The sequence below is a fragment of the Peribacillus sp. YIM B13482 genome, from assembly GCF_042787975.1.
Classification (GTDB): domain Bacteria; phylum Bacillota; class Bacilli; order Bacillales; family DSM-1321; genus Peribacillus; species Peribacillus simplex_A.
On sequence record NZ_JBHZPF010000035.1, the window covers coordinates 1 to 12,502 of the forward strand.

A 12,502-nucleotide genomic window follows, 5' to 3' on the forward strand; every position below is an offset into this window, starting at 1 on the left:
AGCCCAGTAGATTACCGGGTTCATGCCCTCAAGGTTGCCTAATTAAATAAAGTGTCTAACTTTTTGGGTTCACTTCACATAATGACTAGGTCTTCTTTTTGTTGTTCACTTTCTCCAGTGCTATCGAATTCTTGTGACAAGATAGTATCGTTAAATTTTATTAAATATGGAGACCTACCTATTCAATCCCCGGAAACCAGCCTGGAGAATGGATGATCGCTTGCCATAATGGGTCTGGAATATCAAGTTGCTGCTGATTATCCTTGTTTATTTTTGTCACGATTTCAGTTTCCCTGCCTTGTTCCACTTTTTGTACCCATTCAGGATCAATTATGATTTCACGGCCTAATGCGATTAACGGAACCCCTGATTGCAGTGCTTTGATTGCATCATCCGCTGTATAGATGGAACCAACACCGATGATAGGAACTTGATCACCGATACGTTCTTTTATAATTTCTATCCGAGGTCGGTCAACCTCCGCTCCCCGTCTTGCTTTTGACCAAAAATCCATTAATGAAACATGAAGATAATCCAGATCCTTTTTCACTAATCCATCAATTAATGCAAGGGTATCATCCATAGTGATTCCCGGTGTTTCCGGTTCCTCCGGTGAAAAGCGATAACCAACGATGAACGGATCATTTGCATGTTCAGCAACAGACTTTTTCACTGCATCCACAACCGCTAATGGAAAAGTCAGGCGCTTTTCAAGGGTCCCTCCCCACTTGTCTTCACGACGGTTTGAATGGGGCGAAAAGAATTGCTGAAGCAAGTAACCATTTGCTCCGTGAATTTCGACACCGTCAAAACCAGCTTCAATGGCACGCCTAGTTGCTTCACCAAAGTCTAGAATGATCGATTCAATTTCTTTTTCAGAAAGTGGGCGAGGTACTGTTTTACCTTCGCCTTCCGATGGGATATTGCTTGCACTGACGACATCGCCATTCGGGATTAATTCCGGTGGAACCTCGCGGCCGCCATGAAAAATTTGGAGGATTGCTTTAGCACCTTTCGCTTTAATTGCTGAAGCTAAGCGGCTAAGACTAGGAATCATTTCATCCTGATCACCGCCAAATTCTCCGTGGAAACCTTTTCCATTTGCTGACACGTAGGTACAAGCCGTTATAACCATGCCTACCCCCCCAGACCGACGTTCATAATAGTTAACTTCGGCATCGGTTACAGTCCCGTCAGGATTCGAAGAGAAATTTGTCAAAGGCGCCATCACCAATCGATTTTTTACTTCTATCCCTTTTCCTAAATTGAACGATTCAAATAATGGTGTAAATTTAGAATTCATTTAGTAATCCTCCATTTTGTTACCAACCCTTTACAGGTGTTGGTTGGTATAAGTCCTAAAATTCTCACAACCTCATGTTTAAAACATATTAATCATGCATGTTTGGCAATGAATGCCGAAATGGCTTCTTTAGGCTGTAAGCCAATTGCTTGATCTACTTTTTCTCCATCTTTGAATAAAATAAGGGCTGGAATTCCCATCACTCCATATTCGCTTGTCGTATCTGAATTTTCATCCACATTCAGTTTTACGATCTTAACCCGATCACCCATTTCAACATCTATTTCATTAAGCATTGGGGCAATCATTTTACATGGTCCGCACCACGGTGCCCAAAAATCAACCAGTACTAAACCTTCCTTGATTTCACTTGCAAAATTATCATCTGTTACATGTTCAATTGTCATGATCATGTCCTCCTTGTATAAATGGTTTTGACTCATCATCTATTTAAATCAAGTTTCCCGATTCTATTTCCCGGGATAAGAAACTCGTATTTCCTGATATTTATTTTCGGATGGATTTTAATCGATTCCAATTTACCGGATAACTCCATAAACCATGTTTCATCCTTAGATAGTAAAGCCAAATCAATTAATGCCAAAAGATGACTTTCGTTACTGATTTCTAGATCAGGCAACTTTTCAGTCCATTTACTCGGAATCGAAATCGATTTCCCTACCGCTTTTTCATTGTCACTTTCCACCACATTCACTTTAACGAATTCTCGATTCGCGCTTACCGTTTCAATGTAACCATGGATAAGTTCTCCATCTCTTGATCTTCCCTGTACCCAATCCCCATTATTTAACTGATTTTTTCCGGCCATTTTTAACACCCCTTTTATATTCTATTGTTATCAATTATTAACTGTAAAAATAAAATGTACAGTAAAGGCAAAAGAAAAAACTAAATCAATATCACGGACATTGTTTAATTTTTTCCAAAAAAGTGCTGAGAGTAATATCTTCTAAATATTTTTCAAAATATAACTCAGCTTCATCGAAGATTTGATCCATGACTACCTGGGTATTGGAAGATATGACACATTTTTTCTCCGGATCACCTGTACACCACTTTGGCTTCAAGGCTCCATGCGAGACCGTTATATAAATATCTGCCAAACTCACCTCTTCAGGGTTACAGTCAAGAATATAACCTCCGCCCACACCTTCTTTAGTCTTAACAAATCCTTTATTCCGTAAGCAGCTCATCATTTTCCGAATCCTTGCCGAGTTTGTACAAACGTTTTCTGCGATAGACTCACTGCTAGCCATATGATCTGGTAGATAAGCTAAATAGACCAAACTATGCACAGCTATTGTAAAATCACTATTCACTTTTTGCATCCTCCTCAAGGAGATTACTGTAATCTTAATATTTACAGTTGATAAAGTCAACTCAAAAAACTCAACTTTGTTGATCTGTTTATTATTGCAATGAAATTTCCCCCTATCAAAGGATAGAGGGCACTTCATCAGTTAGCTTTTGGAAAGCGGAACCATTTTTCACAAACTCGCCAAAATCTTATTGTTGAGAAAGATTCAATGCTGTATTAGCCGCTTTTAGATTCACCTGCGCTTGCTCACTTATATCCTGAGGATGATAATATCCTTTTGAAACCATATAATCACTTATGATCCCATGTGTTTCTACAGCGGACCTAAGCTGTTCCCGTAATGCAGCCCTCAGTTCAGGTGAAACTGTTTCAGTTACAGCGAAAGCCGCATTTCTAATTCCTGATTTGGCAGAAATCAGAAAGTCAGTTGCAATTACCTGATCGGTCATTCCACTCATACCCGCCATATTTTGCAAAAAGTTGGTCATTATTTCCCCTCTCCTTGATTAACCAGAATTTCCTGTAATCTTTGAATTTGCTCTCTGCCGCTGCTGATGTCTTGTAATAGAATGTTTTTTAATTCCGTATCTCGAACTAATCCGTTCATTATAGAACTTTTGGATAAGCATAGGCTTTTGAAATTCAATATTTCATGCAATTCTAACGTTTCATGCAGTCCTAACTTTTCCATTAAAAGTATCTCTCCTTTCACTTACATTCACTTACTTATCTTTCGTTGATCAAAAGGTCTTATTCATTGTTTTTAAAGAAGGTAAAACCTAGCCCCCCTGTATACCAATGAGTTGAATAGGGAAAATTACTTTTGTTACATAGACTTAGGGGGTGATTGGATGGAAAATGAAAAGCTGGCCTTTCATGAAACCATGGAGACGCATGAAATAATAAATTTTAAAACAATAAGCTTGATGAAATCCAAATTAATGCAAGGAATTTGTTTCGATAATGATTTAAAGGCATTAATGGAAAAAGACGTACAGCAATCCATAATAGCCATTAATGAACTGAAGAGTTTTTACGAAGGTGCCCGAACAAACTATTTACAATGAGGTGAGCTTTAATGGAAATGGATTATTTAGATCCCCAAGGCGCTGAACATATGCCTGAAATGGCTGATTCTTCTTTTGCCCTGGATTTCCTACTGTCAATCAAAAGCGGGATTCATACGTATGCAATAGCTATAACGGAAACAATAAGTCCAGAATTGAGACAAGCCCTATACCGGCAAATGGAGCAGTCCATTGATTTACATGCTGAAATATCCGATTTAATGATAAGTAAAGACTGGCTTTATCCAAATGATTTAGGAAAGCAAGTTGAATTGGATTTGAAATCAGCTGAAATGGCAATTAGCATCGCTCGGATGAAGTTATTCCCAAACGATACAGATAGACTTGGAATGTTCGCAACGCCAAATAAATAGAGGAGGAAGTTTTATGAAAGCCGTAACTTACCAGGGCAATAAAAACGTGCAGGTCAAAAATGTTAAAGATCCCCATATCAAAAATTCAGATGATATTATCGTAAAAGTTACAACTTCAGCCATTTGCGGTTCGGATTTGCACTTGATTCACCAAATGATTCCAAATATGCCAACGGATTATGTTATTGGCCACGAGCCAATGGGAGTTGTCGAGGAAGTCGGTCCAGGTGTAAATAAGTTAAAAAAGGGAGATCGTGTAATCATCCCCTTTAACGTTAGCTGCGGAAGCTGCTGGTATTGCGAGAATGACCTTACAAGTCAGTGCGATAACTCAAACCCTCATGGCGAAATAGGTGGTTTTTTGGGATATTCAGAAACAACTGGTGGGTATGCGGGAGGACAAGCAGAATACATGCGGGTTCCTTATGGAAATTTCACACCTTTTAAGATTCCAGAAGACTGTGAGGTAGAAGATGAAAAATTGGTATTACTCGCAGATGCAGCTTCAACTGCATTTTGGAGCGTAGACCATGCAGGAGTTAAACCTGGTGATACAGTTATCATTTTAGGCTGCGGTCCCGTTGGATTACTCGCTCAAAAATTCGCTTGGTTCAAAGGAGCGAAAAGGGTCATTGCCGTCGATCATCTCAACTATCGTTTGGAACATGCTAAACGGACAAATAAAGTCGAAATTGTTAATTTCGAACAATATGAAAACGTAGGGGAATATCTCAAAGAAATAACTAAAGGCGGAGCCGACATCGTTATTGACTGTTCTGGCATGAGCGGTAAAATGACTCCTATGGAATATCTTGCAACTGGCCTTAAGCTGCATGGAGGTGCCATGGGTGGTATTGTAATTGCCTCCCAAGCCGTGCGTAAAGCTGGAACCATTCAAATAACAGGTGTTTACGGAGGGCGTTATAACGGATTTCCGTTAGGAGATATATTTCAAAGAAACGTGGATATCAAGACCGGACAAGCTCCTGTTATCCCTTATATGCCATATCTCTATAACCTTATATCTGAAGGAAAGGTTGATCCTGGCGATGTCGTAACCCACGTACTTCCAATCGATCAAGCTAAACATGGTTATCAAGTATTCGATACAAGGACAGACGGATGCATTAAAGTGGTGCTGAAGCCCTGACATAGCAGTGATATTTTGTAGGTTACTGAATTTATTGACTCCAGGTACTATTGTTCAAGCTATTTAGCTTAGTTCACAAGTTCAAGTCCACTATTGCTTCTCTTCTAGTTCCAAAACCTTTATTGCTTCCCATTCTCATAAATTGTTACCAATGATATTCGAACTCCAAAATAAAAGCCACTTTTCCTGAAACTCGTCCAGGAAAAGTGGCTTTACGTTTAAAAAGGAAGATAAACTTAATTATCACTTAAATCAATTGAAGGTTCGATCCTTACGTGGTTTATCGTTATAACTTTACATTTATCCTATCTTTTTATAAAAACAAGGTTATAATAGCGGTATTTCATGCTTATTATTTTGTTTGTTGTTTATTCATGGCGCTCATCATTTGATTAATTTTCTTTTGGGATGGTTTCATACCCATTTGCATCATCATCATTTTCAGCATCTGTTCGTTAATTGGCGGATTTTTCTTTAAGTAATCCATCATGTATTTACGAGCGATGAAAAATCCCAGCACTACTCCAGCAATCAATGCCAGTACGCCAACTAGAATGTAAACCCACATACTATTTCCTCCTTCGTGTTGTCTAACATCAGTGTACTAGACCAAAGGTTATTATACAATACCCGCTACCGAAAAGTCCCCCATTTAGACAAATTTTCTTTCTTTTATCGGTTTTAACCAACCGTATTTTTCGTGTTCAAAATCAATGGCTAGAAAACTCGCTTCATATTTTCGAATGCATTCAAAGAAAGCCGTCTCCGCTTCATAGTCTCCTTCAGCTTTAAGCGTAATGGACTCATCCTGGATGATTAACACGGCTTTACTTGATCCGTTTGTTTTTTCTAAATAGTATTTTCCATTTTGAGACCAAAAATTCATCTTTTTTTGTAAACGTTGTTCAATTGCTACCTGCAACTGGATAATGGGGACTGTTTTGGTGACAAATTCGATTTGTTTTTGCAAAATACTCTTCAGTCTGCCCCTTGCTTGAATATACTCCAAAAACAAATTGAAAAATAGCTTTTCTCTTCCATAATAATGATGGGCAAATTCATCTTCGATTAAAAAGATTTGATAGGTTCTCATCAGCCAACGCCTCCTAGCATTCCTATTTTGGTCACCAGAACAACTTACCATCAGGACCTTCCATTATTTCCTACCCTTGATGACTTTCCCCTTTAACTGACACATTTAAACGAAAATTATTTATTCTCATTATATATTGACAAACTAAAAAGATATGTTGTTTGCTGGAGAAATTTTTTTCTTTTTTTGTCGAATGGATGCTATCCCAGAGAATAAGAGCACTTTCAACATACAATTAGAAGGTTCGATAAAAAAACTGACACCAAACTAGTTGGTGTCAGTTCCCCATTACTATTATTTAAGCATTTCTTTAACACGAGCAACTACATTTTCTACAGTGAAACCAAATTCCTCCATGATCTTACCGCCTGGTGCAGAAGCTCCAAAATGATTGATGGCCAATATTTCACCCTCATCACCTGCATAACGATCCCAGCCAAACGGTGAAGCCACTTCGATAGCTAGACGTTTTTTCACTGCTGGATTGATTACACTTTGTTTATATTCTTTAGATTGAGTTTCAAATCGATCCCATGATGGCATGCTGATTACCGAAACATCAATTCCATCGTTCGCTAAAGCTTTCTGTGCTTCCACAGCCAAGTTCACTTCAGAACCAGTCGCAAGTAGTAATGCATCCGCTTCTTCTTTCTTAGCAGCGGATATGATGTAAGCCCCTTTTGAAACACCATCATAAGCAGTTTCGGAAGTATCTTTTATTGTTGGCAACCCTTGACGAGTCAGTACAAGGGCAGTCGGTTTATTTGTAGACTCCATAGCCACTTTCCAAGCTGCTGCCGTTTCATTGCCATCAGCTGGACGGATTACCCCTAGGTTAGGCATTGCCCGCAATGATGCTAATTGTTCGATTGGCTCATGTGTCGGTCCGTCTTCCCCTACAGCAATGCTATCGTGGGTGAAAACATACGTTACAGGTAGTCCCATCAGTGCTGCCATTCTTATGGCAGGACGCAAATAATCAGAGAATACGAAGAATGTACCTCCGTACACTTTTAATCCACCATGAAGGGTCATTCCATTTAAAGCCGCACCCATAGCGAATTCACGTACACCGAACCATATATTACGGCCACTGTAATTACCAGGTAATAGATCTGTCTCACCTTTGATGGCAGTATTATTAGATCCTGCTAAATCTGCAGAACCACCAATGAAGCTAGGGACCTTTTTGGCAATTGCATTCAATACTTCTCCGCTTGAAGCACGGGAAGCTAATGTTTTTCCTTCTTCATAAACCGGAATTTCCTGATCCCACTCAGCAGGCAGTTCACCTTTGATTGCCAACTCCAATTGCTTGGCTAACTCAGGGTGTGCTTCTTTGTAATTTTTGAACAATTCATTCCAAGCTTCTTCTTTTTGGGCGCCTGCCTCTACAACAGATTCATTGAAGTGAGAATAAACTTCTTCTGGAACATGGAAATCCTCTTCGAATGTCCATTTATAAGCTTCCTTAGTCAACTTCAGCTCATCTGCACCAAGCGGAGCGCCGTGAACAGCAGATTTACCTGAACGGTTTGGTGAACCGTAACCAATAACCGTTTTCACTTCGATTAATGTTGGACGTGCCTCATCGGTTTTCGCTTCTTCAATCGCTTTGGCAATTTCCTGAAGATCGTTCCCGTCCTCAACGCGGACATATTGCCATCCATAAGATTTGAACCGGTTTGCTACACTTTCACTAAATGATTGACTTAAGTCGCCGTCAAGGGATATATCATTAGAATCATATAAAACGACAAGTCTTCCAAGTTGCAGATGTCCTGCTAATGAAGCCGCTTCTGCAGAAACACCTTCCATTAAATCTCCATCCCCACAAATGCTATATGTATAATGATCGACCACATTATAAGATTCACGGTTATAGCTTTCTGCCAAGTGGCGTTCTGCCATTGCCATTCCGACTGCCATTGCAATACCTTGTCCAAGAGGTCCTGTCGTTGCATCTACCCCAGCGGTATGTCCGAATTCGGGATGTCCTGGAGTTTTACTGCCCCATTGGCGGAAGCTTTTCAAATCATCGATAGATAAGCCATAGCCCGATAAATGAAGAAGGCTGTATAACAGCATTGACCCATGACCAGCTGAAAGAACGAAGCGATCTCTATTAAACCAATCTGGATTTTTCGGGTTATGATTCATATATTCAGTCCATAATTTGTACGCCATCGGCGCTGCACCCATGGGCATGCCTGGATGGCCGGAATTAGCCTTTTCAATTGCATCAATCGATAATGTACGAATCGTATTGATAGAAAGTGCATCTAATTTATCTAACATATCGTAAAACATCCCTTCCTGTAATGTACCTCTTTATATTATAGTGACCAGCATAATATCACAACTAAAAACACTATTTAAAACCCCGATATTACAATATTTTCTGGAAATTAAAGAAGTCCCCTATTTAGATTAAGCTAAATAGGAGAATACATACATGAATGCACTCCCTTTTTAATCCTTAAAGCTTAAAATGGGGTGTTTCATGATAATAGTCCAAGCATTAATGTAAGTTTCTTTTTTCTTTAATATTCTTTATCTTTTGAGGAGTGACGTCATTTCCTTCTGGATCAACGACTTTCACGTGCTCCAACGTATCGGACATGGACCGTCTGAATGTTTCTAAATACTCACTTCTTAATTGGGTTTGCTCTTTCGCCTCGACTTCCGTTAAACCTTCAGCCTTTGCCTTTTTAGAAAGTTCATTAATACGGGCTATTTTTTCTTTTGATAGCATAATTTCGCTCCTTCGTAATCTGCGGATATTGTCATGGTATTAAAAAAAAAGCGAAATTACAAGTTCTATGATTGACATTCCTGTATATTTAGTTGATGTTCGAGAAAACGCCTGTTCACCGTAGCTTTGGATACATTGTATCCAAAGCCCCTTAAAGTGGCTGCGATTTCTGCAAATGTCAATCCATTGGCCCGGAGTTTAATAATCTCTTCAATGGGAATTTCCATACGTTCCCTTCCAGTAGAATTCCTTTGGTTCTGAAGATTGTTTTGAGGGCGGTAGCCTTTTTCAACGGCTCTTATCATCCCGCGTTTTATTTTTAGGTTATGTAATTTCCTTTGATATTCCTCTACAATACCGACTATCTGGATGACCATGGCATCCGAATCCGATAACTCTATTTCCCCATCGTGTGAGAGCGTATAAATTTTCACGTCTTCTTTAAGGATGACATGGAAAAGGGCTATTTTGGCATTCCCTCTTCCTAGTCTTGTTTCGTCCTGGATTAATAGAACTTCGGCTTCTTTGGCTTTAAATAGTTCGATCATGTCAAAAATGCCATCCCGGTTTAACTCATAACCACTTTCCTGCTCCTTTATTATGGAAACAACTTCCATATCCAACTTTTCGGCCAATTTGATTAATTCATCTTCCTGCCTTGCCAATGATGTCTCCTGTGACTCTTTTTCTGTGCTAACCCTACAATAGATTATTGCCTTCATAATACCCTACCTTCACTGCTTACTGCTGACTTGCCAAATTCTGAACAAGTTCTTCCCCTTTAACCGGTATGACAATGACTTGACCAGGTTTAATCGAATCTGCCCTGACTCCATTATGCTCTTCTATCCAACCAATGAATTCTTTTTTTGTCAAATCAGCTTCATCATATTTTTCGGCAATTCCCCATAGGGTGTCGCCTTCACCTACTTCTATAGAAAGGAAATCTTTTTTTTGATCATTGTCCAATGTACAAGAGAATAAAATTGAAAAGATGAATACTGATCCAGCTAACAGAATCGTATATACATAATTTTTGTATATTTTTTTCATAAATATCCCTCCAAAGCGAATGTTCGTTCGTATGTTATGTCAAAATTATAATACGAACGTTTGTTTCAGTCAACAACTAAATTCGAACTTATGTTTGTATAGAATTGGGGGCCATGCTATAATGGGGCAAAGAACATTGGAGAAGAGGTGCACATATGACTAAACTATCAAAACGGCAGCAAGATATCCTTGATTTCATTAAAGAAGAGGTCCGCCAAAAAGGGTATCCACCTTCCGTCCGGGAGATTGGCGAAGCAGTGGGACTTGCATCAAGTTCAACAGTACACGGACATTTATCCCGCCTGGAAAGTAAAGGTCTGATAAGACGTGACCCAACCAAGCCGAGGGCCATTGAAATACTAAACTTGGAGGAAGCGAATAATATCCCCAAAGCTAGTGTCGTGAACGTGCCGTTACTTGGTAAAGTAACCGCGGGCATGCCGATAACTGCAATTGAGAACATAGAAGAATACTTTCCGCTTCCCGAAAGCATGGTTCCACATGATGACCATGTTTTCATGCTAGAAATCATGGGTGAAAGTATGATTGAAGCAGGAATTCATGATGGAGATTATGTCATCGTGAAACAACAAAGCAGTGCCAATAATGGAGATATCGTCGTGGCCATGACGGAAGATGATGAAGCCACTGTAAAACGATTCTTTAAGGAACCGGATTACATAAGGCTTCAGCCTGAGAACTCAAATATGGAACCAATTATTTTAAGAGATGTTTCGATACTTGGAAAAGTAATAGGCTTATATAGACAAATACATTAAAAGCGCTAAACGCGCTTTTTTTTGTTTGTTTAATTTATGTCCGAAATTCTCTCATTATGCATTTGGAAGACTAGGTTTGAAATATTTTTTTAATAGAAGCGTGTTTTCATGGAGTATTAAAACATTATTCATTTATGGCGGTTGATAGGCAAAGTATCGCTTTCTGGATATATGTACTTTAGGAAAAATATGAAACCATAAAATTAATAAAGAGCGAGATAAAACCCCGCTCCCTGTAAATGTTCATTTCACTCTTAATCTTTGGTTCACTTTAATAAGGTTAAGATCGACCAATCCATTCCACTGTTGAATCTGCATTTGCGTAGAACCATATGCTTTTGCAAGCGCAGATACGGAATCCCCTTTTTTGACGATATGATAGACCTCTTCGATGCTTTCATCATATTTAGTTAAATCGCTTGTTTCGATTAGGTTCGCCAGTTTTTCTATATATTTCGGATCCGAGGCGTAACCCGCATCGAATATCGCTTTGAGTGCTTTTTTGTAATCTTGTTCTCCAATGACGGCTGTATACAAACTTCTATTCCATGAAGTTCCCTTTACATATAGATTGGCAAGATCTCTTAGACTTTCTTCCCATGTTGGGTATTTTCTGAATTTGTTCCATACTTGAACGGGTGCACCGTTGACGTATTCAATTGTTTGTATAATGACTGACTCGCCCTTAAAATCACCTTTTGTACCGAATATATTCTTTCCTTGATTTGCTAAAAAGCTTGTCCCATATCCACTCTCCAAACAAGCTTGTGCAATGATCGCAGAAGGCAAAATTTTAAATTCCTTTTGAATTTTCAGGGCATATGGAGCAATTTCCTTAATAAACGTTTCCTTGCTCATTAGAACCTCCATTATTAGGGCTCACTTTCTTAACTGGTTATCTTCATTCATATCATATTCTAAACCATGAAAAGGGTTACAAGCATGTCCAGCAAAAAAGGTACTGATATTTGGTTAATTGTCTTCACTATGATCAAAAAAGAGCAAGCATACACTGAGCGGCTTCACATTGAACTCTGAAAGTCTTCGAAACTTGTTGTATCAACTTTCATTGATCAATCGTTTATATTGCATTAATTAATATGGTATAAATCCTTTGTAAATGGTAAAAATTAATTGTGAAAACTTCTAAGGTGGTGACATTATGGACTTCCCAACTATCCATACAAACTTTTGGGATGCAGTGATAGCCATCCCTACCATCATGACACTTACTCAACTTATTAAGGTCATGTTTCCAATTCCTCCAAAATTCATCCCTGCCATCGCTTTGGTTCTAGGCTTATTCATTTCCATTTTCATCAGCCATCGACACCATTTAGTTGCAGGAATTTTCATGGGCTGGTTTTATGGCTATGCAAGCATAGGCAACTATGCTGCTCTCAAAACTAGTATTTTGTCTTATAGAGAATCTTATCAAAAGTAGGATTGAACTATACATGATAGCACACGCCTAGGGTCATCAATCTTGTTCTTGCCAGGATACCAAACTAGCTTATATTCCCATCGAACAATCCAATATTCATTCCTTTATGGCAATTACGGCATAGCTTTTTACTTAGCTGAATCAA

The 12,502-nt window shown here is 38.9% G+C and carries 18 protein-coding genes; 5 read left to right on the forward strand and 13 right to left on the reverse strand.

Going from position 1 to position 12,502, the window contains the following annotated elements:
• Positions 1–178 precede the first annotated feature (178 nt).
• From ACFX4L_RS16380 to ACFX4L_RS16405, 6 genes are all read right to left on the reverse strand, one after another.
• Positions 179–1,303 (reverse strand): NADH-dependent flavin oxidoreductase, encoded by a 1,125-nt coding sequence (locus tag ACFX4L_RS16380; RefSeq protein ID WP_377385352.1) that lies wholly within the window; start codon positions 1,301–1,303, stop codon positions 179–181.
• Positions 1,304–1,395: 92 nt separating this feature from the next.
• Positions 1,396–1,710, reverse strand: a complete 315-nt coding sequence (gene trxA / locus ACFX4L_RS16385) for a thioredoxin (RefSeq protein WP_377385349.1) — start codon at positions 1,708–1,710, stop codon at positions 1,396–1,398.
• 35 nt (positions 1,711–1,745) lie between these two features.
• Positions 1,746–2,132: an IDEAL domain-containing protein gene (locus ACFX4L_RS16390; protein WP_377405674.1), complete on the reverse strand. Its 387-nt coding sequence runs from the start codon at positions 2,130–2,132 to the stop codon at positions 1,746–1,748.
• A 91-nt stretch (positions 2,133–2,223) separates the two neighbouring features.
• A complete protein-coding gene (locus ACFX4L_RS16395; protein ID WP_125161999.1) occupies positions 2,224–2,643 on the reverse strand; it encodes an RrF2 family transcriptional regulator in 420 nt (139 codons plus the stop codon).
• Between the two features lie 187 nt (positions 2,644–2,830).
• On the reverse strand, positions 2,831–3,130 hold the full coding sequence (locus tag ACFX4L_RS16400; RefSeq protein WP_377385345.1) for a spore coat protein: 300 nt from the start codon (positions 3,128–3,130) through the stop codon (positions 2,831–2,833).
• Entirely contained in the window at positions 3,130–3,333 is a 204-nt protein-coding gene (locus tag ACFX4L_RS16405; RefSeq protein WP_377385342.1) for a hypothetical protein, read from the reverse strand. Before ACFX4L_RS16405 ends, ACFX4L_RS16400 begins: the two co-directional genes overlap by 1 nt.
• Before the next feature lie 160 nt (positions 3,334–3,493).
• On the opposite strand from ACFX4L_RS16405, the gene ACFX4L_RS16410 reads away from it, so the two are divergent.
• Genes ACFX4L_RS16410 through ACFX4L_RS16420 form a run of 3 tightly spaced genes read left to right on the forward strand, consistent with a single transcriptional unit; the run spans position 3,494 to position 5,233 of the window.
• Positions 3,494–3,709: a spore coat protein gene (locus ACFX4L_RS16410; RefSeq protein WP_377385339.1), complete on the forward strand. Its 216-nt coding sequence runs from the start codon at positions 3,494–3,496 to the stop codon at positions 3,707–3,709.
• A gap of 11 nt (positions 3,710–3,720) precedes the next feature.
• Positions 3,721–4,083 (forward strand): spore coat protein, encoded by a 363-nt coding sequence (locus ACFX4L_RS16415; protein ID WP_377385336.1) that lies wholly within the window; start codon positions 3,721–3,723, stop codon positions 4,081–4,083.
• Between the two features lie 13 nt (positions 4,084–4,096).
• A complete protein-coding gene (locus ACFX4L_RS16420) occupies positions 4,097–5,233 on the forward strand; it encodes a zinc-dependent alcohol dehydrogenase (RefSeq protein ID WP_377385333.1) in 1,137 nt (378 codons plus the stop codon).
• A gap of 352 nt (positions 5,234–5,585) precedes the next feature.
• Here ACFX4L_RS16420 and ACFX4L_RS16425 read toward each other — a convergent pair whose 3' ends face one another.
• The 6 genes from ACFX4L_RS16425 to yneA all read right to left on the reverse strand — a co-directional run bounded on the left by ACFX4L_RS16425 (position 5,586) and on the right by yneA (position 10,134).
• Positions 5,586–5,801 carry a YneF family protein gene (locus tag ACFX4L_RS16425; RefSeq protein ID WP_034312934.1) on the reverse strand — a complete coding sequence of 72 codons (216 nt, stop codon included), beginning with the start codon at positions 5,799–5,801 and terminating at the stop codon, positions 5,586–5,588.
• A gap of 84 nt (positions 5,802–5,885) precedes the next feature.
• Entirely contained in the window at positions 5,886–6,326 is a 441-nt protein-coding gene (sirA, locus tag ACFX4L_RS16430) for a sporulation inhibitor of replication protein SirA (RefSeq protein WP_061462713.1), read from the reverse strand.
• A gap of 294 nt (positions 6,327–6,620) precedes the next feature.
• On the reverse strand, positions 6,621–8,624 hold the full coding sequence (gene tkt / locus ACFX4L_RS16435) for a transketolase (protein ID WP_377385330.1): 2,004 nt from the start codon (positions 8,622–8,624) through the stop codon (positions 6,621–6,623).
• Between the two features lie 223 nt (positions 8,625–8,847).
• Positions 8,848–9,081, reverse strand: coding sequence for a DUF896 domain-containing protein (locus ACFX4L_RS16440; RefSeq protein WP_061462711.1), 234 nt, complete (start codon positions 9,079–9,081; stop codon positions 8,848–8,850).
• A 65-nt stretch (positions 9,082–9,146) separates the two neighbouring features.
• The gene (locus tag ACFX4L_RS16445; RefSeq protein ID WP_377405676.1) at positions 9,147–9,803 is read right to left on the reverse strand and encodes a YneB family resolvase-like protein; all 657 of its coding nucleotides are present in this window, start codon (positions 9,801–9,803) and stop codon (positions 9,147–9,149) included.
• Positions 9,804–9,822: 19 nt separating this feature from the next.
• A complete protein-coding gene (gene yneA / locus ACFX4L_RS16450) occupies positions 9,823–10,134 on the reverse strand; it encodes a cell division suppressor protein YneA (protein ID WP_061462707.1) in 312 nt (103 codons plus the stop codon).
• Positions 10,135–10,289: 155 nt separating this feature from the next.
• Here yneA and lexA point away from each other — a divergent pair, with 155 nt between their 5' ends.
• A complete protein-coding gene (gene lexA, locus ACFX4L_RS16455; protein ID WP_061462705.1) occupies positions 10,290–10,913 on the forward strand; it encodes a transcriptional repressor LexA in 624 nt (207 codons plus the stop codon).
• 243 nt (positions 10,914–11,156) lie between these two features.
• On the opposite strand, the gene ACFX4L_RS16460 is transcribed toward lexA, so the two are convergent.
• On the reverse strand, positions 11,157–11,771 hold the full coding sequence (locus tag ACFX4L_RS16460) for a glucosaminidase domain-containing protein (protein WP_377405678.1): 615 nt from the start codon (positions 11,769–11,771) through the stop codon (positions 11,157–11,159).
• A gap of 304 nt (positions 11,772–12,075) precedes the next feature.
• Here ACFX4L_RS16460 and ACFX4L_RS16465 point away from each other — a divergent pair, with 304 nt between their 5' ends.
• Positions 12,076–12,357, forward strand: coding sequence for a hypothetical protein (locus tag ACFX4L_RS16465; RefSeq protein WP_061462701.1), 282 nt, complete (start codon positions 12,076–12,078; stop codon positions 12,355–12,357).
• Positions 12,358–12,502 lie beyond the last annotated feature (145 nt).

Bases quoted from the DNA above. Each gene is read 5' to 3' on its own strand.
- ACFX4L_RS16400 (WP_377385345.1), bottom strand. From the start codon at position 3,130: ATGACCAACTTTTTGCAAAATATGGCGGGTATGAGTGGAATGACCGAT.
- ACFX4L_RS16415 (WP_377385336.1), top strand. From the start codon at position 3,721: ATGGAAATGGATTATTTAGATCCCCAAGGCGCTGAACATATGCCTGAA.
- ACFX4L_RS16440 (WP_061462711.1), bottom strand. From the start codon at position 9,081: ATGCTATCAAAAGAAAAAATAGCCCGTATTAATGAACTTTCTAAAAAG.
- lexA (WP_061462705.1), top strand. From the start codon at position 10,290: ATGACTAAACTATCAAAACGGCAGCAAGATATCCTTGATTTCATTAAA.
- ACFX4L_RS16390 (WP_377405674.1), bottom strand. From the start codon at position 2,132: ATGGCCGGAAAAAATCAGTTAAATAATGGGGATTGGGTACAGGGAAGA.
- ACFX4L_RS16425 (WP_034312934.1), bottom strand. From the start codon at position 5,801: ATGTGGGTTTACATTCTAGTTGGCGTACTGGCATTGATTGCTGGAGTA.
- ACFX4L_RS16445 (WP_377405676.1), bottom strand. From the start codon at position 9,803: ATGAAGGCAATAATCTATTGTAGGGTTAGCACAGAAAAAGAGTCACAG.
- sirA (WP_061462713.1), bottom strand. From the start codon at position 6,326: ATGAGAACCTATCAAATCTTTTTAATCGAAGATGAATTTGCCCATCAT.
- trxA (WP_377385349.1), bottom strand. From the start codon at position 1,710: ATGACAATTGAACATGTAACAGATGATAATTTTGCAAGTGAAATCAAG.
- yneA (WP_061462707.1), bottom strand. From the start codon at position 10,134: ATGAAAAAAATATACAAAAATTATGTATATACGATTCTGTTAGCTGGA.
- ACFX4L_RS16465 (WP_061462701.1), top strand. From the start codon at position 12,076: ATGGACTTCCCAACTATCCATACAAACTTTTGGGATGCAGTGATAGCC.
- tkt (WP_377385330.1), bottom strand. From the start codon at position 8,624: ATGTTAGATAAATTAGATGCACTTTCTATCAATACGATTCGTACATTA.
- ACFX4L_RS16420 (WP_377385333.1), top strand. From the start codon at position 4,097: ATGAAAGCCGTAACTTACCAGGGCAATAAAAACGTGCAGGTCAAAAAT.
- ACFX4L_RS16380 (WP_377385352.1), bottom strand. From the start codon at position 1,303: ATGAATTCTAAATTTACACCATTATTTGAATCGTTCAATTTAGGAAAA.
- ACFX4L_RS16410 (WP_377385339.1), top strand. From the start codon at position 3,494: ATGGAAAATGAAAAGCTGGCCTTTCATGAAACCATGGAGACGCATGAA.
- ACFX4L_RS16405 (WP_377385342.1), bottom strand. From the start codon at position 3,333: ATGGAAAAGTTAGGACTGCATGAAACGTTAGAATTGCATGAAATATTG.
- ACFX4L_RS16460 (WP_377405678.1), bottom strand. From the start codon at position 11,771: ATGAGCAAGGAAACGTTTATTAAGGAAATTGCTCCATATGCCCTGAAA.